Origin of the sequence: Streptomyces sp. NPDC048383, assembly GCF_040651775.1 — a bacterium.
Taxonomy (GTDB): domain Bacteria; phylum Actinomycetota; class Actinomycetes; order Streptomycetales; family Streptomycetaceae; genus Streptomyces.
Genome location: NZ_JBEZKS010000039.1, coordinates 36,423 through 57,166 on the forward strand (window position 1 = coordinate 36,423; position 20,744 = coordinate 57,166).

Here is a 20,744-nt window from a genome sequence, read left to right on the forward strand (position 1 = left end):
CGGCGTCCGCAACGACGGGCAGCCCCAGTGCTGTCCCACCGACCCGCCTCGCCCATCGACGGCGGGCCGCTGCGGCACGCTCGTGAACGGCAGCCCTCACCGACGGCCTCTCACGCGCACTGGCACGTTCGACCACGATGCAAGTAGAGGCCGCTCGCGCCCACTCAACCGAGGCGGTCGGAGTCGTCCCTACGGGTACCCAAGACGCCGGCCGGGCGGTGGCTCCCGGCACCACCAGCCCGGCAGCTCACGTCGGCCCCACGACGCTCCAGGTGAATTCGCCCCCGCCAGCGCCCACCGCCTCCGCCAGCTCCTCGACGCTCAGATCGATCCGTCTGCCGTCCGCCATGCGGGATCGGCCCAAGGACGCCGCTACCACGTCATCCACGGTCTCGTCGTACGTACCCATCTCGTGGTCCAGCACGCCGCTCTTCCCGCCTTCCATCGGTCGCCCCGGAAACAGCTCCCGGGGCGACCGATCCATTCCTTCGAGTGGTCACATGCGGGCGCTGCCGTAGCCAGTTCGCCCACGGCAGACGCCTACCTCTGGGAAGGACTGGAGACCTACTCCTCGACCATGTCAACGTACGACCGCTTCGAAAAACCACAGGTCAACGAAGGGTTTGCTGTTCGTGACGCTTACCGCCACAGCCCCGTACCATGTCCCCGCCGCACTTCGTCACTCGGCGCTCGGCGACCGCGAGTGGCTGCTCGACTGCCACTGTGCGGGCCCGGTCGTAGACCTCCTCAAAGGCCGGGGGTGGGACGTCATCCCCGACCTCGCCGCCAATGTCCACTGCTCCAGCCCCGACCAGCGTGTGTACGTCGGGTTCCTCCCCGAAACCAAGGAGGCGGAGCGCGGCGAGTTGTGGCACATCCAGGTCAAAGAAGCCGACGGACGGGTGGCTTGGAGCCAGACCTTCGGGTCGAGCGTCCCGGCCCAGGCCGTCGCCGGGTTCCTCGCGGCACTCATCGCCTTCCCCAACCGCCACTGCGCCTGCGTCCGACCTACGCCGCCTCCTTCACCAACTCAGGAGTCTCTCTTGCCTCGCGAGATCACCGTTCGCCAACTGATCCACCAGCTCCAGGCAGTCGACCCGGGTCTCCCCGCGTACTTGGCCATCAACCCGGACTGGCCCCAGACCCACCGCATCGGTCACGTCATCGAGATCAGCGGCCCGAACGGCGCTGTCTACCTTGCCGAGCGACTGGGCCGACGTGTGAACCGCTGGTCACGCTCGCAGTTCGCGGCGGGCGCGAAGAGCCCTCCGGGCCCGCCCTTGCTCCTCGGCAATGTCACCCAACGCCCGGACGAAGAGGAGCGCGGTCTTGCGCGGACACCCAGGTCGTGGGAACCGGCTCGCTGACGCATCGGGGCACGGAGCGGACGAGAGCACCGCGTACGCCTGGAGGCATAGGGTGGGATGGACGTCACCGCCTACCTCGGCCTGGCCTCAGCGGACGTCACCCTCGCCACGTGGCCGAGCCTTCACGGGGACTGGACCCCGGTCGTCCACCCCACTCTGCTGGAGACCATCGGTCTGCACGCCGCGCTGTCCGTGGCCATCGACGCGCTGCGCCTCGCCAACCACCTTGCTGCCGAATGACTCCAAGACGCGTCTCGAACGCCGAGGGGCTGTCCCGACCCGCCGTTCATCCTTCTACTCGACCCACCCCATTACGACGACGAACTCCGCGCCCTGATCGAGTGGGTGGAAGGAGTCCTTGTCCCCTGCTACCTCGGCGAACCGAGCGCCGACACCCGCTGGTGCCCCCGCGTGGTCCGAGCACCCGTCGCCATCGCCCCTCTCCACGCCTGCTGGCTCGCCTGGCAGGAACTCACCGACGCCGCCACCTGCGGATACACCGGCCTCAGCACATGGCACCGCGACCACCTCGACCCCTGCATCCGAGAACTCCACGCCCCGAACGGCCTCTTCGCCAGGTGCAACAAGGGCGAGCACCAGATCGACCACCGCATGCCCAGCCTCGTCCCCAGTACGTGGAGCCGCGGCGTGTGACCGGGACGGTCGGGGCCTCGTCTCACCCCACGCGGTTCACGACAGACCAGCCGAGGTGAATCTCCGGGCTCGCAGCCACTCAGCGCTGCAACGAGCCCAGGCCGATGAAGTCCGTGATCATGGGGAGCGTGTCCTCGTGGGTGAGGTTCGGTACCACCAGATCCGCGCCGGCCGCACGCAACTCCTCGACCGCGTAGGCGCCGGTGGCGACGGCCAAGCAGGGCAGGCTGTTGGCATGAGCTGCCCTGATGTCATCGACGGTGTCGCCGATGACGAGTCCGTTCGCACTGGGGGCGCCGAACGCGGCGGCCCCATGCGCCACGAGAAGTCGTCGATCGCGTGCACTGTCGCCAAATCCACCGGTCCGCAGCACAGCCGTCAGCCCGAGTCGGTCCACCTTCCAGCTGGCCACCTCGCGTGCGTTGCCAGTGCTCAGCCCTGCAGCAATGCCGGCTGCGTGGACGTTCCTGACGAGCTCGGTCGCCCCAGGCAGCCCCTCGTCGACGTAGGAACCGGGTTCCATGAGGTCTAGGTGCCCGCCCAACCGACGCAGCATGAGGTCGATCGCCTCGGCCACCATGGCGTCGCTGTCGGGAGCGCCGTGGATCCGCAGCATGGCAGCGATGGTGCCGGCATCGGTGAAACCCGAGAGGTTGGTCTCTCGGTACCACAGATCCCCGTCGGCGTAGCGGAAGTCTTCGACTCCGTCACAGAGCTCAGCCACGGCTTCTCGCATGGCACCCATGTGAGCGCGTTGCAGACCTGACCCGGGGCGTACGAGCGTGCCGTCCAGGTCGAAGAGAACGAAGGGGCGAGTGTGCGCCACTGCGGCGTGCATGGAACCTCTCTCACGAGTCTCTTACTGGGAAGCAGCAGTCAGGGTGCCAGCAGCTCGGCGCAGGCCAAGGCGTAGCCGACCCACTCCGAATCGTCGTCCTCCACGGCCCAGCAGGCGGAGAGCACGGCCTGGGCGTAGGCCCAGGAACGGACTCGGGCTCGGTCCAGGCCCAGTTTTTCCGACATCTGGTCGATGCGGAGGCTGAGGAGAGCCCGGACATCGGGCGTGCGGATCAGCGTCGGTGCCGGGTTGCGCAGCAGCGCTCCAAGGTCGAACGCACGCTCGCCGACGAGGCCTTTGGGATCAATCGCCAGCCAACCACGCGGGGACAAGAGGATGTTTCCGTGATGCAAGTCGCCGTGCAGCAGTACCTCCTCGTCCCCCGAGGCGGCGAGTTCGGTGTAGCACTGCCGGGCGTGGGCCAGCCGATACTCCGCGATCGCTCCGGCGGGCAGCCGTTCCGGGCGGAGCAGTGCCTCTCCCCAGGTCAGGACATCGGGAAGTCCAGCGGGCGGTACGCGCCGCCACAGCTGCGCCAGTACCTTCGCCGCGATGTCGTTCGCCCGGTGCTCGTGGTGCGGAAACAACTCGGTGAGCGTGGTGCCGGGCAGTAGGCGCTCAAGAAGGACGGCTCCCAGAGCAGGGTCACGTTCGAGTACCCGCACGCTGCCGTGTCCACCGTACGCGTCGAGGACTGCAAGTTCGCGGTGGTACTCAATGGAGTCGGGAGGGCTGACCTTGAGTACGACCGGTTCGTGCCCCGATCGCGTCGCCGGACATACATAGTTGAAGGTGAGCGTGAACTGCTCGGGTTCGAGTTCGAGGTCCCACGCAGAAAGGCAGGCGGCCACTTGGCTTGGGAGGGCTTCGGCTCTGGCGGAGCTCCCGCCACCAGTTGTCCCTGAAGCTGCGTTGCTGTCGTTCATCGTCTGGGGCTCCTCCGTCGTTGCGGCACCGTAGGCAGACGCCTGCGCCTGTATCGCACTCTGCCCTGGGTGAGCATGGCTCGGCCGAGTGTTGCCAACCACTGGACGTCCTGTTCGGTGACGGACAGGCGGAGTGCTTTGGGGGAGACCCGTACGGGCCCAACGGACCGTCAGTGCCTCGTCCAGCGGCCGCGCCCGCCCGAAGTCAGCCCGAGGCTGGGTGGATTCGATCGCGGCGAGTTCTTCGGAGGTCCAGCCGAGAAGGAAGCAGGCGATGGCGAAGTCCTGAGCGACCTGTTCCCAGAGCTGTCGATCGGCGGTGTCGGCCGCGGTGGACGGCCGTCGGATCAGCGCGGTTCGCGAAGCGGTCAGGGCGGCGCCGATGCCGATGCCCAGACGTCGGCACGCGGTGGCCCAGTCGAGGTGGATGACAGAGCCACCGTTCTCCGCCCCGTCCCGGAACTCGATCCGCGTGCTTCCCTCCCGGAAGTGCACGAACGGGACGGCGCCGTATTTCTCTGGCGGTGTCTGCCGGAGCCATTCATCCGGGTTCGGTACATCAGGCAAGTAGCAGGCGGATCGACGTGGGCCTTGGACGGCGCAGCCACTGAGACTGTCTCCGTCGTCGTGCTCGACGAGGTGCGGCACGATCTGGTAGCCGGAGATTCGGTATGCGTCCCTGAACTCGCCGAGGACATCGTCGTCGCCGTCGAAATCCATCGGTACGCCGCGCAGATAGTCGTTGAACTCGTGTACCCGGTCGGATGGCACGCACACGGCGAGAGTGGGAACGTACTCGCCTGTCACGAGCGGGGCCCAGCGCCGGCCGGCGGCGGCAGCGGTCCGCGCTCGAAAGCTCGCTGACCTGGTGTGACGATGAGGGACAGCGGACGGCAGCGGCCGTCCGCGCTCAGGTGGAGCTTGCTGGTGAACCCGCCGCGCGAGCGGCCCAGGCCCTCGCCTCCAGCACCACCTCCACCAGGCGGGCGTGCAGACTGTGCCACGGCACTTCGTCCTGATGTTCTGGCTCCTCGGCCCCCTTTAAGCCGGGCGTCGGCGGTGGGTCGGTGCGAGCGCCCGCCGCATGCTGATGCGCCCGCACGATGGTGGAGTCGACCGAGATGTCCCAGTCGATCTCGCCTGCGGCGTCGGCCGCGGCCTGGACCTGCTGGAGGAGACGTTCCCAGGTGCCGTCGGCCGACCACAGGCCGTGGCGTTCATAGACGGTCTTCCATGGACCGAACCGTTCGGGCAGGTCACGCCACTGAACCCCGGTCCGCACCCGGTGCAGGATCCCGTCGATCACCGGCCGGTGATCCCGCCACCGGCCACAACGCCCATTGCTGACCGGCAGGAATGGCCGCAGCCGTTCCCACTCGGCATCACTCAGATCACCCCGCCCCATGCTCCATTCAACGGCTGGGACATACCGGCCGTCACGTGACCGGCACGACACCCTCGCACCGGGCGACCTTCGGCCTGGAGAGGAGAACCCGGCGGGTCGGCAGGTCGATTTCCGTGACGACGACGGTGACCTTCTCGCCGGCCTCGAAGTCTTCCACCGGACTCACCGCAGGCCGACCGGGGCCTTCCCTGCTGGGGACCAGCCCGGCGATCCCATCCCCGAGGCCGACGATGATGCCGAAGGGAAGCACCTTCTCCACCGTCCCACGGAGTTCCTGGCCCACCGCTGTGCAGTCGGCGAAAGCCCGGAGGGGGTCGGACTCCAGTGCTCTCAAGGACAGTCTGGCCTCCGCGTTGTAGGTGTCGAACTGGAGGAACTCGCACGAAACACGCTGGCCTACCTGAACGACATCGGTGGGGGCGTCGATGTGCCGCCATGACAGTTCGGGGATGACGATGAACCCGACACCGGGGAAGAGCGGGTGGGCAGGCCCGTCGTCCAGGGCCACGAAGACCCCGAACCGCTCGATTGCCGCAACAGTGCCGGACAAGATGTCGCCACAGTGCAGGGACTCCAGGAACGCCCAGAGTTCCGGGCTCTCAGACTGCCAATCCATACCGTCACCCTGGCACACGACATCGCGGGCCGACCATGACCTCGACAGACTGAAGCCCCGCCGTGCCCCAGCAACCGGAACCATGATCGGCCGGACAGGTCCTAGCGGCGGGTGATGCTGGATTTCTTGCCGGAGGCCCGGGTGATGGGCGAGGCGCCGGCGTATGCCTTGAGGCCGCGGGCGTCGGCGAAGCGGTGCCGGTCGTCGCCGATCTCGGCGAGTACCCGGGCGCCGAGCTGGGTGCCGAGGCCGGGGAAGCTGAGGATGGCCTCAGCTTCCGGGTGCTGAGGGAACACCTCCTCGACCGCCTCGGCCAGGTTGTCGGTGGCGGTGCAGGCGGCCTCCAGCTGGACCAAGAGGGTGAGCATCTGCTTACCGAGCGCGTCCTCGACCAGCGACGGCTGATGGACCCAGTCGGCCCGGAAGACCTCGTGGAGCCGCTCGGCTTCGGCTGCGATACCCCGCCAACCGCCGGCCCGCTTGAGCGCGGCCTGTAGCTGCGTGCGGGTCAGGCGAGCGGGTCGGTACGCACTCCACGCGGTTGTGAACTTCACGCCGGCCCGTAGGTGCCCGGGATCAGCCGCGGTGAGGTGCTTGGCGACGTATCGGGCCTGGTCGGGGCGCAGGGTCACGGTGCGCAGTCGGCCCGTGGTGTCGGTCAGGCCCAGGGGGTGAGGTCGTAGATGGCATCGCACAGGGGGTCGGTTGCGGCGTGCACCTGGTGGGCGGCGAGGGTGGTGGTGTCCTCGGGGCGTAGGAGGGCGGCGAGTTTGGTGGAGGCCCACCAGCCGACGGTGCGGGGTTCACGGGTGGTGTCGGCGAGGTCGATGCCGATGGTGCGGTGGTCGTGGTCGAGGTAGACGCGGACGATGTCGAGGTGGCAGTGGTCGAAACCGGCCAGAATATAGAGGTTGGGGTCGATGGTGGGCGGTTGGTTCTGCCACAGCGGGTCGCCGGCCAGGTCGGCGATGAGGTAGTCGATGCCGTCGTCGAGGGTGACTTCGACCTGGTCGGCAACGATGGTGCCGATGAGGGTGGCGACGTCGATGTACGGAAGTCCGTCCGCGCCGGCCGGGGGCATCGTGGCCGGGGTCGGCACCTGAAGCAGCTCCCCGCATTACTGAGGATTTCAGGGCGGGGTCGGTGGGTTGATAGCCAGGCCGGTGGCGGTGAGGCAGCCGTCGATGAGGTGGGGTCGGAGCTGGATTCTGCGTAACTCGCGGCGGAGTTTGCGGTCGAGGTCGTCGGGGGTGTCGAAGGCGGTGTTGGCCGTGGCTCTGCGCACGAGAGACCAGACGGCTTCAACCGGGTTCAGGTCTGGTGCGTATGCCGGGAGGCGGATGGTGGTGAGCCAGTCGTGTTCGGCCTCGTAGCGTTTCAGCCCGGCGGCCAGGTGGGTGTTGAGATTGTCCCAGACCACCACGATGGGGCCGCCGAGCTGAATATGGGCCCTCACCAGCAGGTCGCGATAGTCCTGCCAGGAGAAGCTCTTGCGGGCGCCCTTGAGCAGGAGATGGTTGCGGGGACGGTGGATGAGACGGCTCTTCTCGCCGGGTTTGTAGCAGCACAGTGCGGCGACCGAGGTCCGGCGGCGGGAGCGGCCGCGGACGCGGATGACGGGGGTGTGTCCGCGCCGGCCCCAGGTGCGGGCGCGGGGCGGCGTCATGGAGAATCCGGCCTCGTCCTCGAAGACGATCCATGCCCCGGAGGCCGCCGCGAGGCTTTTACCTTTGGCCACACCTCCTTCTTCCACAGCTCGACCGCGTGCTCGTCATGTTCGAGTGCTCTGCGGGCGGGTGCCTGCCAGGACCAGCCGTGCCGTTTCAGCAGCCGCCACACCGTCGGCACCGAGAGAGTCACTTGCAGCCGACGGCGGATCACCGTCTGGACCCGGGCAAGCGTCCACCGCTCATCGTCGAAGCCCTGCGCTGAGGGGCCCGTGCCGAGTTCTTCCTCCAGCGCGGCGAATTGGGCATCGGTGATGGTCGGGGAGTTCGCCGGGCCCGCGGAGCGCAAGGCCTCCATGCCGATCACCGCGGTCTTCTCACCCGCCGCGAACCGCCCACCGGCCTGAAGCCGGATCCCCTCACGAAACGCCCGACGCTCAGCGGTCAGGCCCCCACCCTCCGGATAACGCATATCACCGGCATACCGCAGGGATCATGAACCGTCACTCCCCGACGACAACCCGCAAAGCTCAGTAACAGCCCCTACAGCTGCGGGAGCACCTCTGTCGGCGTCGGTGAGCGCCGTCCTCGAGCCAGAAGAGGTAGGCACGCAGGTGCGGGACGAGGTCGCCGGCGAGGTACGCGGCGTAGTCGCGGGCGGCAGCCGGCGTGCGCTGCCCCGACTTCACGTCATCGGCCTCGAACCTGCGGCGTTGAATTGCCAGGTATTCCCGGATGCGGCCCCGGTCGCGCCACCACTCCCGGACAGCTGTCGGTGTCCAGTGCACGTCACCGTCGCAGCCGTAGCCGTAGCCGTAGCCGTAGCCCATCATCGGATCGTCCTCTGCAGCACCGACCCGCTGCCAGAGCTCTTCCGTCGTCCGCGGCTGACGGTAGACGTACTCGGCGAAATACCTGACTTCGTAGAGCACAAGTTCCGGTGCGTGGATCCGGCCGGTACCGCAGTTGTCGGTGTCGGCACCGTAGAACGGGCCCGGGACGTTCATCCACTTCCGGTCCGCCCACTCACCACGGAACGACATGCGCGCGTCACCGAGGAGGGGCACGGGATCGAAGTAGGTTTCCACAGCGGCAGGGTGCCAGCGTCCGGCAAGATGTGAAAGAAGCGCCCTGGTCTAGTCATCTCGGCAGGGTGGAGCCGGGGCGGCGCCCGCCGACCCGCCTTCGTCATGACGTCTCCAGCAGCCAAGGGCTCGCAGAGAATCAACATGCTGACGTGATCTCCGTGGTGTTGCTGTTCGTGAGGAACGCGGTGACGTCGGCGGGTGTGCGGAACCTGGCTGTCGAGGGTCGAACGGTGTAGCCGTGGTCGGCGAGTAGGGGCTGGATGTGGTGAACGGCCCGGGTGATGGTGCTGCCGTTGACGCCGAAGAGCTGGGCGATCAGGTCTCGGGTTCCGAGTTGGCGCAGGTAGAGAACGCCGGCCAGGACTCGATCCGCGGTGGTCAGCTTGTCCTTGGCGCCGGCTCCGCGAGCCCGGATGCGCTCGCTTCCTCGCTGATGGGACCGTCCTCTTTCACGTACTGTAGGAGTTCTTAGCCTGGCAGAGACAGCAACGGAGCCGCGTACTGACGAGGCCGTTCGACGATCAGCCGATCGCGCAGCCGACGAGCAGCGCCGCCGGTCAGGCCCAGACCTTCGGCGGCGGCCCTGTAGGTAACGTAGCGGGCCTGCTGGTGCTGCTCTTGCAGCCGCTCCAGCCAAGTGTCTATGCGGCGCAGGGCCTCTTCGACCGAGCCGTCGGGGGAACCGGCCTCGTGCAGTCGAAGTGCGCGGTCGCGTTCCCGCTGGAGCTCGGAGAAGCCGCAGACGTCGAGACTGATCTGCTCGGCGGCCTTTAGACTTCCGTTGCCCGAGAGGTACAGCTCCCGGGCAAGCCTGTTGCGCTGGAGGACTCGCTCTGTGCTGATCCGGTAGACCCTGGCGCTGGCATCGGTGAGGTTGACCGGGAGCCCGGTGTCGCGGACGACGCAGCTGCCGCGCAGTCCACGCGCGGCAGCTGCCAGCAGCGCGCTGGCCTCGGACGGGTGCCAGTTGAAGACGTGGTCCACGCTGTGGGTGTCAAGGTCGGTCAGCGCGAACCAGTCGTCGCCCATGGCGGGCAGCAGATCTTGCTCGGGGATCTCGCAGTCCAGCCCAGGGCCGGCGAGGTACAGGTTGGCGTTGACCCCGGCGGTGGCGCACGCGGCCATCACCAGGGCGTCCGGGAGCGGGCTCAGCAGCGTGGGCTCGTCACCCCGCGCGAAGACGTCGCCGCCGATGTCGACGACCTTCACCTCTGAGGCCCCGTACCGCTGTGCTGCTTGCGCGATCTGGCGAGCCAGCCCCCGTACTCCACCGTACGGGTTCAACAGGCCCAGCGTGATGGGGAGCTCGGCGGCCAGTCGGGGGAGGGTGGACCCGGCCGGCGCGATGGGGGTACTGCGTGCGGTGATTTCCGTGAGGTGGGGGGTCAGGGCGCCCAGGCCGGAGAAGTCGCGGTCCGAACGAGGGCCGGGAATCGGGTCGACCACCAGGCGCTCCCACGAGTAGCTGAGCACCACGGCGGGTTCGTCGCCGTGGAGTGCACTGTGCACGAGCGTCGTCCCGATAACGTCGCCGCCGCCGCCCGCAGCAATCAAAAGCTGAGTCATGGCTTTTCCTCTTTAGTAAGTAGTCCGAGTCACCGATTCCGGTAATTCGAGGCCGCTCTTTCCGATGCCAGCGAGTCTCGTCCGTGAAACGGGAAAAGTCGATGCGAGTCGATGTCAGGTTCCTGCGCCGGCAGGACCCTGCAGTTCGAGGAGTGTCCGGCACGCGGTGGAGTGACGCAATGCTCGGGGCGGATGACTGTCGACACCGGCCCGCTGCCCGGCGCCTACCCCATCTGACCTGCGAAGTTGCTGGAGTGGCGGACTCCGCGAGCGGAACCGGGCGAGGCAGAAGACTGCCATTGCAGGACCCTGACAGCTCAGATTGCTGACATGGTGGGCTCGATGGGCAAGAATTCAATGCATCAGGAGCGGCTCATAAAAAAGGCCGCTCCGAAACTCGATCAGAGCAACACGCTGTTTCCTGTGCTACATGTTGAAAGGGAATTTCGATGAACAAAAACGGCGCCTTTTCCGCCCGCCGCACCGTGACCGCCGCCCTGCTCGCGCTGATCGTCTCCCTCACCGTCTCGGCCGGCACCGCGCAGGCCGCCGAGGCCGCGACTTCGACCCCCGCGAACGCCATCAAGCTCACCAATGGCTGGGGCTGATCCGTGTACATCGTTACGGTGCGCCTTGGCGCCGGTCGCAGCTCAGGTGCGTCACCGATGAGCGCGTCTCTGCTGTCGGACCTGTTCTGGGTGCATGCCGACCCGCTCGACGGTCTGGAACACATCTACGCTTCGTGCGATGTGCGGGGCGCGGATCTGGTGATGTTCTTCCTCAGGCCCCGGCTGGCACTCGCGGAGGTTGCGGCTGAACAGCTCGCGCGCCGCTGCCTGGCAGGCGCGCGACAGCTGACCGGCTGGGATGTCCGGCGCTGTGGTGCGGACCTGGTCCCCGTATTGGCCGAGCGTGTGCTGCTGAGCCCCGGCGCCGCACCGGTCCGGTGACAGCGGATCAGTCTGCGCGGAAAGACGAAAACGTGCCTCCGACCGGACACGGGGTCCAGCCGCAGGCACGAGTTCATTGCACACGTTGCGTCTTGGTTCTTTTATTGCCCCTCAACTATTAGTGGTGTGGCGGTTTGTTCCCTCCCTGGAGCCAGCCGCGCTCGCCGGCGATGACTCCCGCTTGAAACCGGCTCCGGGCGCCGAGATGATCCATGAGCTCGGCGGTGATCCGCCGAGCGGTGCGTACCGAGACCCCCAACTTGCGGGCCACCACGTCATCCGTGTGCCCTTGGGCCAGCAGTCCGAGTACGGCATGGGCCTGTCTCGCCAGCCCGGAACCAGAGTGCTTCTGGCTGTGCGCGTCCATCGGAGTGGCTTCCTGCCAGACGTGCTCGAACAGTGCACACAACGCTGCCACCAGGCCGGATCCACGCAGGACGAGTGCCCCGACCGTGGCGTTGTCGGGGTCTGTTGGTACGACGGCGGTCTGACGGTCGTAGATCGTCATCCTCATCGGGAGCGAGGTGCTCGTCCGCACCGACCCACCCATCGACACCAGCCATCGCGCGTACTCAACGGTCGCAGTCGAGTTGACGATGCTGGCGAGATAGACGGTGCGCATCTGCACACCACGCTCCAGATGCTCCCGATCCAGTGGTTTGCTGGCCTCCATGGTCCGTACGGTCTGCGGTCCGCCGTTCGCAAAGGCCATGAGCTCTCCCTTGCACACACGGGCCAGCTCGCCGATCCTGTACCGGATCTCCTCGATCCCGTTCCACTGGTCGACATCCGGACGGCGCCGGGTCGTCTGCAACTGATCCCAGTCAGCGAGGATCCGGGCGACGGTTCCCTTCGTGACAGCCAGATCCTTCTGGCGTTCCGCCAACTCCTCCTCTTGCTTGGCCAGCAGGCTGGTCAGGCCGACATCGGGACTCACCGCGTATCCGCTGGACCCTGCACCGCTTCCCTGGGCTATCAGCGCCATACGGGCCAGATCGTCGAACACCCGGCGGATCCGATCGGTTGAGACTCCCAGTTCCGATGCGATGCCCGAAATGCCCAGGCCCGGGTGGGACAACATGGTGCGGTAGACGGTCTCGGCCTCGCTGTCGAGGCCAAGCGCACTCAACAAAGCGATCTCCTTCCAGAAGACACGACCGGCCAAGGCGGCCGGTCCGCCTGCTACCAGCTGGTATGCAGGGGCTTGCCCTCCGCGTATCCGGCCGCGCTCTGGACACCGACGACGGCGCGTTCGCGGAACTCGTCGAGCGTGGCCGAGCCCGCGTACGTGCATGAGCTGCGGACCCCGGCCACAATCTCGTCGATGATGTCCTCGACCCCGGGAGTCTTCGGGTCGAGGTACATGCGGGAAGTGGAAATGCCCTCGTCGAACAACGCCTTCCTAGCGCGGTCGAAGGAAGACTCCTCGGCGGTGCGGTGACCCACAGCCCGGGCTGATGCCATGCCGAAGTTCTCCTTGTAGCGGCGGCCGTCCAGGTCGAGGTGAATGTCGCCCGGCGATTCGTGTGTCCCGGCGAACCACGAGCCGATCATCACGTTGGAGGCACCGGCGGCCAGGGCGAGGGCGATGTCCCGGGGGTGGCGTACCCCACCGTCGGCCCATACGTGCTTGCCCAGTTCCCGGGCCTGCTCGGCGCACTCGAGGACGGCGGAGAACTGAGGCCTGCCGACGCCCGTCATCATCCGGGTGGTGCACATCGCGCCAGGGCCCACTCCCACCTTGACGATGTCGGCGCCCGCGGCGACGAGGTCGCGCACACCGGCGGCGGTGACCACGTTGCCCGCGACGACGGGTACCTGCGGGCGCAGGGCGCGTACCGCTCGGAGTGCGTCCAGGGTCTTTTCCTGGTGGCCGTGGGCGGTGTCGACGACGAGGACGTCCACCCCCGCGTCCAGCAGTCGCTTGGCCTTCAGGGTCACATCCCCGTTGATGCCGACCGCGGCGGCGATCCGTAGTCGGCCGCCGGCGTCCACCGCGGGTCGGTATGCGGTGGCGCGCAATGCACCCGCGCGGGTGATGATGCCGCTGAGCCTGCCGTCGCTGTCGGTCACGGGAGCCAGCCGGTGGCGGCTCTCGTGGAGCAGGTTGAACGCGTCGCGCGGCTGGATGTCATCGGGCAGTGTGAGGAGTTCGGAGGACATGACCTCACGCAGCTGGGTGAACCGGTCCACTCCCTGGAGATCGGATTCGGTGGCGATACCAACGGGCCGGTCGGCCTCTACGACGATGACGGCGCCGTGTGCCCGCTTGGGGAGCAGCGACAGGGCCTCTCCCACGGTGGCCTCCGGGGTGAGAGCCACCGGGGTGTCATGCACCAGATGTCGGCTCTTGACCCAGGAGACGACCTCGGCCACGTACTCGGCGGGAATGTCCTGTGGTATCACACAGATGCCGCCGCGGCGTGCCACGGTTTCCGCCATTCGCCTGCCGGCCACCGCCGTCATGTTGGCGACAACAAGTGGAATAGTCGTTCCTGTTCCGTCGGAACTCGACAGGTCCACCGACAGACGGGAACCCACGGCCGAGTGGTTGGGAACCATGAAGAGATCGTTGTACGTCAGGTCGTACGGAATGGGATGGTCCGAGAGGAAGCGCATGGAATTACCTGGTCCGTCGTGTGAGCGAATGAGTAAACGGAATACGGGCCGCCTAAGGCGTGCATGATCCACCGCTGCCCCGGCGCATCCCGGGAAGGGGGTACCGGAATGGACCGAGGCAGCGGTGGATCAGATGTTCCCGAATCAGGGTGGACGCACCCTCACTTCATGAGGGGGTGTCGGGACGGGTGGCCGACCGGCATATCAGACTGCGGTGGTCTTCAGACCGGAGATGCGGATGGGCTCTCCGCCCATGTGCTTCTGTGCCCGCTTGTTCTGCTGGTGCAGCTTCTCGTAGTACTCGCGGTCGAGTTCGATGACGTTCTTGGAGAAGAACATCCAGGAGAGGATGTCGCGGTACTTGAAGCCGTCCGCAGTGAGCTGGATGCGGTCGGTCGGCAGACGGCGTAGCAGTCCCAGTTCTTCGCCTGCGGCAAGCACGGGCTCGAAGAGGTGGGCCTTCTCCCGGTATCCGAACCGGTCCAGCTCGTGCAGGTCCAGGTCGAAGGTGTCCAGGACCAGGCGCTTGCGGATGATCTCCTCGTCGTCCAGGACGAAGCCGGTCTGCGGGGTCAGCTCGTGCTTGCGTGCCTTGTGGATGTAGTCCGCGACCTCGGTGAGGCTGGGCTTGACACTGCCGACCATGTAGTCGACCGAGCTGGTATAGCTGCGGGCTCCAGCCCCTAGCCCCAGCAGCGGAACGCCGTGGAAGGTGAGCACCTTCTGCTGGTACCCGCCGCGGCCGAGCTTCTTGTAGCGGACGTTCGACTCCTGGATGTATCCGGCCTCACGGAACTTGGCATTCGCGTAGTCGTAACGCTCGTAGAGGTCCGGATTCCACATGTACTGGTACGAGCCGGTCTTGGAGAACCAGGCGTCGGGCCGCACTGTCAGGAAGTACGTGCTGATGGTCTCGGGCGCGAGGGCCGTCAGCTCGTCCACGGAGTGCCGCCAGCTCTCCGGACTCTGGCCGGCGAAGCCCATGATGAGGTCAGTGCTGAGGTTCGGCAGCTGCTTCTCGCGAGTGATCTCGATAGCCCTGCGGATCACCTGCTCGTTGGCCTGGCCGCGGCCGGCCTCGCGGATCTCGGCCGGAACCAGCGATTGGATGCCGATGTTCGCGCGGGTGAGACCCATCGCGATGAGGGCTTCCAGGGTGCCGGGTTCCTTGACGATGGAGTCCGGAGTGGCCTCAATGGCCACTTCCTCCACCGTGGAGCGCCAGTTCGGGTAGACCTCGTCGAAGGTGGCGAAGAGCTGTTCGAAGTGCTTGGGGCTCAGGAGGCTGGGCGTGCCGCCGCCGATGTAGATCGTGCGCAGACGGCGGGCCTGGATGATTTCGGCGTGATCGCGGATCTGCGTACACAGGGCGTCCATGTAGGCGTCATAGACGTCCATGTCCTCAGAGATCACGGTGTAAAGGTTGCAGAAACCGCACTTGTACCGACAGAACGGCACATGGAGGTAGAGGTTGAGCTCCGGGATGGGATGGCGTTTCAGGTCCTCATCCCAGATGTCCTTGATGTTCCATGCACCGTTGAGGGGTCGGTATGCGCTGCGCGACGGATATGCATAGTTGAAAGGCGGAATAACTCCCTGCTTTATGTGGCTGGCGAGTTCATCGCGGATCGCACTCACGTGGAAATCCTTTGCTGCAGTGTGCGAGGTCGGGACGCGGCACATCCACGGGCCGGACTCCTGCGGTAGGTGCTACCGGCTGCTGCCCGAGAGAAGGGAAAGCGGAAGTGGCCATGCCCCCGGGGAGTGGCACCCCCATGGCAATGCGATCCAAAGAAGAGGCCCTGGGTCATTCGCGCTACTGCGGCGCTGAAGGAAGGCCCGGGCTGGACGCACCATCAAGTAGATGGGTAATCCCACGTCGTCCGATAGGGTTGAAAACTACAAAGCAGAAAGCTGTCTCGCGGATCGAATTGGAGGATACAACAAGGCCGTCTCGGTGACTGAGATAGCGCGGTTTCAAAGGCGATCGAGAGCCACATCTGCGGCTAGCGTCATCGGCTCATGCACAGAACCACGGGGGGTTCGCTATGAGGCTTCAAATCCCAACCGGCATGTCCTGTTCCAGTTTGACGAATCGTCAGGGACACCGTGCAAGGCCGCATCGGACCAGACGTCAGGCGGCACAGTCGAGCGCTCGGCCGGCTGGAAGACCGGCGCGAAACGGAACCCGGCGCTAGCAACTCCCCCGGCCGCCGCACCCACAGCCCTGTGCCTTGCAGGCACCGGCTCGCGGCGAAGACCCGTCCCGGCAGCACCCAGTCTGTTGCTGATGATCGTTCAACCATGACCGACCGTGGCGATCCACCGGTACTGCCCCTGAGGGGCGCGGCGGAACCTGCCTGACCGGCATAGAAGAGAGCCCTTACAGCACATGAGCACCACAGCCATGCCCAGATGGCGGAACACCCCGCCTGCAGGACCCGAGCAACCGACCCACCCATTAGGCGCCCCCGCGCCAACAGCGGGCCGCAATCTCGCACTTGAGCTGGTCCGTGCAACCGAAGCCGGAGCGATGGCAGCCGCACGATGCGCGGGCCGAGGAGACAAGAACGGCGCGGACGCCGCTGCCGTACAGGCGATGCGCGCCTTGCTCGCCACCGTCTCGATGAACGGTGTAGTCGTCATCGGCGAGGGAGAGAAGGACAAGGCTCCCATGCTCTTCAACGGAGAGACGATGGGCGACGGCACCGGCCCCGCCTGCGACGTGGCCGTCGACCCGGTCGATGGAACGTCCCTGACAGCGATGGGAACGGGCGCCGTCTACCACATGGACAAGCTCGTCACCGGACCCGAGGCCTCAGAGTTCGTCGACATCAACGCACCGGTCTCGGTCAACATCCGCCGTGTCGCCCGTGCCAAGGCACGCACCCCGCAACAGCTCACCGTCGTCGTACTGGACCGGCCCCGCCACCAGGGCCTCATCCGCAGCATCCGGGCGGCCGGCGCCCGCGTCAGGCTGATCGCCGACGGGGACGTAGCCGGCGCCGTACTCGCCGCCCGCGAAGGCCCGGGCGCCGACCTGCTGCTGGGAACCGGGGGGCACCCGAAGGAATCATCGCCGCCTGCGCCGTCAAATGCCTGGGGGGCGTCATCCAGACCCGCCTGCACCCCATGAGTGCGGACGAACGGCAGCGTGCCAAGGACGCCGGCCATGACCTGCAGCGCGTCCTCACCACCGACGATCTGGTAAGGGCGACAACGTGTTCGTCGCCGCGACAGGCATCACCAGGGGCGAACTGCTGGACGGCGTGCGCTTCGGCGCCAGCACCGCCACAACCCGTTCTCTCGTGATGCGCGCGAAGACGGGCACCTTGCGACAGATCGACTCCGAGCACCGGCTCTGATTCCTCCCTTGTCACCTCCGGGCGCCCTGTGCCCGCGGGGTGTGCGCACCATGCGCAGATCCGAGCCGCCAACTCCGTGGATGAGGTATTCCATGAGCTCCACCCCTGTGGGTGCCCCCGATGCGGTCACCGTGCGCCAGACGATCGGCATCGGCGGCCGCCCCCGACGACCGGACGGCCACCAAAAGGTCGACGGGACCTTCGCGTACTCCTCGGACCTATCCGCCGACGGCATGCTCTGGGGCGCCACACTGCGCAGCCCCCACCCCAGCGCCCGGATACTTTCCCTGAGCACGGGCAGGGCCCGGGCCCTGCCCGGCGTCTTCGCGGTCCTCACCCACGAGGACGTCCCGGGCCGCAAGTACTACGGCCTGGAACGCCGTGACCAGCCGGTCTTGGCGATCGACGAGGTGCGCTACGAGGGCGAGCCCATCGCGCTCGTGGCCGCCGACCACCCCGAGACGGCCCGCCGTGCGCTGGCGCTGATCGAGGTGGACTTCGAGGTGCGAAGGCCGCTAACCGATCCCCGGCTCGCCGCCTTCGACCCCGACCAGCCGCATCTGCATCCCGGGGGCAACCTGGTCCGACACCAGCCGATCCGGTTCGGCGACACCGGCACGGCTCGCACCCGGGACGACCTCGTTGTCATCACCGCTGATTTCGAGATCGGCATGCAGGACCAGGCCTTCCTCGGGCCCGAATCCGGCATGGCGGTCCCCGACGCAGATGGTGGCCTCGACCTGTACGTCTCCACGCAGTGGCTGCACCACGACAAGCGGCAGGTCGTGCCGGTGCTGGACCTCCCGGAAAACGGTGTCCGCCTGGTCCTGGCCGGGGTGGGCGGAGCCTTCGGGGGACGCGAAGACATCTCCGTACAGATCCACATGGCGCTGCTGGCCCTGGCCACCGCGCGGCCGGTGAAAATGTCCTACCGGCGGGACGAATCGTTCGTCGGCCACGTACACCGCCATCCCGCCCGGCTCAGCTACGAGTACGGAGCCACCCGCGACGGCAAGCTCGTCTACGCGGACGTCGACATCATCTTCGACGGCGGCGCCTACACCTCCGCCACCCCCGGCGTGGTCGGCATCGGATCCTCCCTGTGCCTGGGCCCGTACGAGATTCCGAACATCGCCGTGGACGTGTACGGCGTGTACACCAACAACCCTCCCTGCGGCGCGATGCGGGGCTTTGGCGGAGTACAGGGCTGCTTCGCCTATGAGTCGATGATGGACCGGCTCGCCTCCGAGCTCAGCCTGTCGCCGCTGGAGATCCGCCGGATCAACGCCATCGGACCGGGTTCCCGGATCGCCAATGGGCAAGTGGTCGACGGTCCGCAGCCGTTCAGCGAACTCCTCGACCGCATCGAGTCGATCCCGTTGCCCGCACCACTCCCGGCGGAAGCCGACCCCCGGGACCTGCCCGGCGGGCTGTCCGGCTCCACTCGCGCCGACAGCGTCGTACGCGGCATCGGCTACGGCGCCGGCATGAAGAACGCCTGCTTCTCGGGCGGTGACGACGACTACTCCACCGCCCGCGTCGTCCTGGCCCTGGCCGACGGCCAGCCGACCGCCTACCTGCACACCTCCGCCGCCGAGGTCGGTCAAGGCCTCCTCACCGTCGAGGCACAGATCGCCCGTACCGAGCTCGGCATCGAACGGATCGTGCTGCAACCCGCGGACACCAGCGTCGGCGACGCCGGCGGCAGCTCCGCCTCCCGTCAGACCTATATGACCGGCGGTGCGGTGAAAGCCGCCTGCGAGGCGGCCCTAGACGAACTGTTCGCACTGGCCGTGCGATGTCTGGGGCTGCCACCCCGGGCCGCAGGCGACCTCTCCCTCTCGGATGGCAAGCTGGTGTCCGGGCTCGATGGCGTCCTTGCGGACCTCGCGGATGTCCTGGAGGGCGAGAGGGTCGACGTCACCCGGGAGTACCACCACCGCCCCACCAGTGCGGTGGACCCGCTCACCGGCCTCGGTGACTCGCACGTCCAGCTGATCATGTGCCTGCACCGGGCCGTGGTCGACGTGGACGCCGAACTCGGGCTGGTCCGTGTGGTGGCTCTCGACGCGGTGCAGGACGTCGGCCGGATCATCAACTGCGACGGGCTCGAGGGCCAGATGCACGGCGGTTCCGCCCAGGGTCTGGGCCTGGCGCTGATGGAGGAGATCCTCGTCGAGGACGGCCTCGTCCAAAACGCCTCCTTCACCGACTACCTGATTCCCACCGCCCTGGACGTGCCACGGATGAAGCTCGACATCGTCGAGCATCCCGACCCGCACTCCCCCTACGGGGTCCGCGGCGCCGGCGAGGCCCCCACTCTCTCGGCCACTCCCGCCATCGTCGCGGCAGTCCGCGCTGCCACCGGCCTCGCACTGACCCGTATCCCCCTGCGGCCGCACGACATAGCCCTGGGCGATTCCACACCCGACATGATCACTGGAGAACAGGCATGAGGAAAGTACTACTCATCGAGGCGATGGGATCCGCGGAGGACCTCCTCGACGCCGGCCGTGAACTCGGTGTGGAAGTCGTCGTCGCCACTCACCGGGAGATCTACGAGAGCTACTCCCCAGCCCTGAAGCAGAAGATCGCCGCTACGGTCTTCACGGATTTCTCGGACCAGGACGGTGCTCTGAAGGATCTGGCCGCGTACGCCCGCGCCGAAGGGATCGACGCAGTGGTCGGCTGTTGGGAGTTCCTGACCCCGCTCGCCGCCCGGCTCTCCGCCGAACTCGGTCTCCCGGGCAACGATCCGGAGCGCGCCGCGGGCTGCCGCAACAAGCGGGTGATGGCGGGCCTGTTCGAGGAACACGGAGTACCGGCACCGCGCACTCTCCTGGCAGCGGACCTGGAGTCGGCCATTTCCGCGCTCGCCGCGAGCGGCCTGGAGTACCCGGTCGTCGTCAAGCCTGCCGAACAGGCCGGCTCCTGGGGAGTGTCGGTGGTCGACGGGCCGGACGAGTTCCCGGCTGCCTTCGCAGGCGCGCAGGGATGGCCGTTCGAGTCCCCGCATGGCTTCCCCCTGGACACCACCGTCCTCATCCAGGAGTACGTCGGCGGTGTCGAATACAGCGTCGAGAGCGTGGCATACCAGGGCCGGGTGATTCCGCTGACAGTGGTGCAGAAGTTCACCACCGACGGGGTGTTCCGGGCCGAGACCGGCCAGACGGTGCCCGCCGCGCTCAGTGACGAGGACACCCGGACGCTGTACGACACGACCATTGCCGCGGTCAGGGCCCTCGGCATCACCGACGGCGTCGCGCACACCGAACTCAAGCTGCTTCCCGGGGGCCACGCGAAGATCATCGAGGTCGGTGCCCGGCTGCCCGGCGACCGGGTCCCGGAGCTGATCCGGCTGGCCAGCGGCGTGAACGAGGCCCGGGCGTTCATCCAGGTTGCCCTCGGCATCACACCCGAGCTGACACCGACCAAGGACGAGGCCGCGGCCATCCGCTTCTTCGTCCCGCCCAGGGCCGGCCGCTTCAAGAGCATCGACGGCCTGGTCCGGTCCCCGCAGGTGCACCGCATCGCCGTCTACCCGAACCCACACGACGAGGTACGCGGTCCCGGCGACAACGACGGCCGCGTCGGATACGTGATGCTCCGCGCCCGCACCCCCGAAAAGGTCAACAAGGCGGCCGACGCCGCCGTCGCCAACCTCACCGTCGAACTGGAGTAGT

The 20,744-nt window shown here is 67.2% G+C and carries 19 protein-coding genes and 4 pseudogenes; 8 read left to right on the top strand and 15 right to left on the bottom strand.

What is annotated here, in order from left to right:
- Positions 1-247 precede the first annotated feature (247 nt).
- Complete coding sequence (locus AB0D46_RS24805; protein WP_362880507.1) at positions 248-424, bottom strand: hypothetical protein; 177 nt, start codon at positions 422-424, stop codon at positions 248-250.
- A 208-nt stretch (positions 425-632) separates the two neighbouring features.
- Between AB0D46_RS24805 and AB0D46_RS24810 the strand changes: the two genes are divergently transcribed.
- The 3 genes from AB0D46_RS24810 to AB0D46_RS24820 all read left to right on the top strand — a co-directional run bounded on the left by AB0D46_RS24810 (position 633) and on the right by AB0D46_RS24820 (position 2,021).
- A complete protein-coding gene (locus tag AB0D46_RS24810; RefSeq protein ID WP_362880509.1) occupies positions 633-1,367 on the top strand; it encodes a DUF317 domain-containing protein in 735 nt (244 codons plus the stop codon).
- 57 nt (positions 1,368-1,424) lie between these two features.
- Complete coding sequence (locus AB0D46_RS24815; protein WP_362880511.1) at positions 1,425-1,607, top strand: hypothetical protein; 183 nt, start codon at positions 1,425-1,427, stop codon at positions 1,605-1,607.
- A 105-nt stretch (positions 1,608-1,712) separates the two neighbouring features.
- Positions 1,713-2,021 (top strand): DUF4913 domain-containing protein, encoded by a 309-nt coding sequence (locus AB0D46_RS24820; RefSeq protein WP_362880513.1) that lies wholly within the window; start codon positions 1,713-1,715, stop codon positions 2,019-2,021.
- A gap of 79 nt (positions 2,022-2,100) precedes the next feature.
- Here AB0D46_RS24820 and AB0D46_RS24825 read toward each other — a convergent pair whose 3' ends face one another.
- From AB0D46_RS24825 to AB0D46_RS24875, 11 genes and pseudogenes are all read right to left on the bottom strand, one after another.
- Positions 2,101-2,859 (bottom strand): HAD family hydrolase, encoded by a 759-nt coding sequence (locus AB0D46_RS24825; protein WP_362880514.1) that lies wholly within the window; start codon positions 2,857-2,859, stop codon positions 2,101-2,103.
- 38 nt (positions 2,860-2,897) lie between these two features.
- Positions 2,898-4,556, bottom strand: a complete 1,659-nt coding sequence (locus tag AB0D46_RS24830; RefSeq protein ID WP_362880516.1) for an aminoglycoside phosphotransferase family protein — start codon at positions 4,554-4,556, stop codon at positions 2,898-2,900.
- A gap of 92 nt (positions 4,557-4,648) precedes the next feature.
- A pseudogene (locus tag AB0D46_RS24835) lies at positions 4,649-5,190 on the bottom strand (IS5 family transposase); the annotation flags it as partial.
- Positions 5,191-5,221: 31 nt separating this feature from the next.
- Complete coding sequence (locus AB0D46_RS24840) at positions 5,222-5,806, bottom strand: S1 RNA-binding domain-containing protein (protein ID WP_362880518.1); 585 nt, start codon at positions 5,804-5,806, stop codon at positions 5,222-5,224.
- Between the two features lie 104 nt (positions 5,807-5,910).
- Positions 5,911-6,330: pseudogene (locus AB0D46_RS24845) on the bottom strand (transposase); the annotation flags it as partial.
- Between the two features lie 134 nt (positions 6,331-6,464).
- Entirely contained in the window at positions 6,465-6,905 is a 441-nt protein-coding gene (locus tag AB0D46_RS24850; protein ID WP_362880519.1) for a hypothetical protein, read from the bottom strand.
- A 30-nt stretch (positions 6,906-6,935) separates the two neighbouring features.
- The gene (locus AB0D46_RS24855; protein WP_266791566.1) at positions 6,936-7,472 is read right to left on the bottom strand and encodes a transposase; all 537 of its coding nucleotides are present in this window, start codon (positions 7,470-7,472) and stop codon (positions 6,936-6,938) included.
- Positions 7,469-7,945 carry a winged helix-turn-helix domain-containing protein gene (locus AB0D46_RS24860; protein WP_362880521.1) on the bottom strand — a complete coding sequence of 159 codons (477 nt, stop codon included), beginning with the start codon at positions 7,943-7,945 and terminating at the stop codon, positions 7,469-7,471. Before AB0D46_RS24860 ends, AB0D46_RS24855 begins: the two co-directional genes overlap by 4 nt.
- Positions 7,946-8,003: 58 nt before the next feature.
- The gene (locus AB0D46_RS24865) at positions 8,004-8,561 is read right to left on the bottom strand and encodes a ferredoxin (protein ID WP_362880523.1); all 558 of its coding nucleotides are present in this window, start codon (positions 8,559-8,561) and stop codon (positions 8,004-8,006) included.
- 136 nt (positions 8,562-8,697) lie between these two features.
- Positions 8,698-9,018, bottom strand: a pseudogene (locus AB0D46_RS24870) (transposase family protein); the annotation flags it as partial.
- Between the two features lie 11 nt (positions 9,019-9,029).
- Complete coding sequence (locus AB0D46_RS24875) at positions 9,030-10,127, bottom strand: DUF1152 domain-containing protein (protein ID WP_362880525.1); 1,098 nt, start codon at positions 10,125-10,127, stop codon at positions 9,030-9,032.
- Between the two features lie 449 nt (positions 10,128-10,576).
- On the opposite strand from AB0D46_RS24875, the gene AB0D46_RS24880 reads away from it, so the two are divergent.
- Both AB0D46_RS24880 and AB0D46_RS24885 read left to right on the top strand, forming a co-directional pair.
- Positions 10,577-10,735 carry a hypothetical protein gene (locus AB0D46_RS24880; RefSeq protein WP_362880527.1) on the top strand — a complete coding sequence of 53 codons (159 nt, stop codon included), beginning with the start codon at positions 10,577-10,579 and terminating at the stop codon, positions 10,733-10,735.
- Positions 10,736-10,792: 57 nt separating this feature from the next.
- Complete coding sequence (locus AB0D46_RS24885) at positions 10,793-11,077, top strand: hypothetical protein (RefSeq protein WP_362880528.1); 285 nt, start codon at positions 10,793-10,795, stop codon at positions 11,075-11,077.
- Positions 11,078-11,195: 118 nt separating this feature from the next.
- Here AB0D46_RS24885 and AB0D46_RS24890 read toward each other — a convergent pair whose 3' ends face one another.
- The 3 genes from AB0D46_RS24890 to AB0D46_RS24900 form a co-directional block, all read right to left on the bottom strand.
- The gene (locus AB0D46_RS24890) at positions 11,196-12,242 is read right to left on the bottom strand and encodes a helix-turn-helix transcriptional regulator (protein ID WP_362880530.1); all 1,047 of its coding nucleotides are present in this window, start codon (positions 12,240-12,242) and stop codon (positions 11,196-11,198) included.
- A 17-nt stretch (positions 12,243-12,259) separates the two neighbouring features.
- Positions 12,260-13,696, bottom strand: coding sequence for a GuaB1 family IMP dehydrogenase-related protein (locus tag AB0D46_RS24895; RefSeq protein WP_362880532.1), 1,437 nt, complete (start codon positions 13,694-13,696; stop codon positions 12,260-12,262).
- A 204-nt stretch (positions 13,697-13,900) separates the two neighbouring features.
- Positions 13,901-15,379 (bottom strand): radical SAM protein, encoded by a 1,479-nt coding sequence (locus tag AB0D46_RS24900; RefSeq protein WP_362880534.1) that lies wholly within the window; start codon positions 15,377-15,379, stop codon positions 13,901-13,903.
- Between the two features lie 724 nt (positions 15,380-16,103).
- On the opposite strand from AB0D46_RS24900, the pseudogene glpX reads away from it, so the two are divergent.
- The 3 genes and pseudogenes from glpX to AB0D46_RS24915 all read left to right on the top strand — a co-directional run bounded on the left by glpX (position 16,104) and on the right by AB0D46_RS24915 (position 20,743).
- Positions 16,104-17,061: pseudogene (glpX, locus tag AB0D46_RS24905) on the top strand (class II fructose-bisphosphatase).
- A 92-nt stretch (positions 17,062-17,153) separates the two neighbouring features.
- Positions 17,154-19,517: a xanthine dehydrogenase subunit D gene (gene pucD, locus AB0D46_RS24910; RefSeq protein WP_362880536.1), complete on the top strand. Its 2,364-nt coding sequence runs from the start codon at positions 17,154-17,156 to the stop codon at positions 19,515-19,517.
- Positions 19,514-20,743, top strand: a complete 1,230-nt coding sequence (locus tag AB0D46_RS24915; protein ID WP_362880538.1) for an ATP-grasp domain-containing protein — start codon at positions 19,514-19,516, stop codon at positions 20,741-20,743. Before pucD ends, AB0D46_RS24915 begins: the two co-directional genes overlap by 4 nt.
- Position 20,744 lies beyond the last annotated feature (1 nt).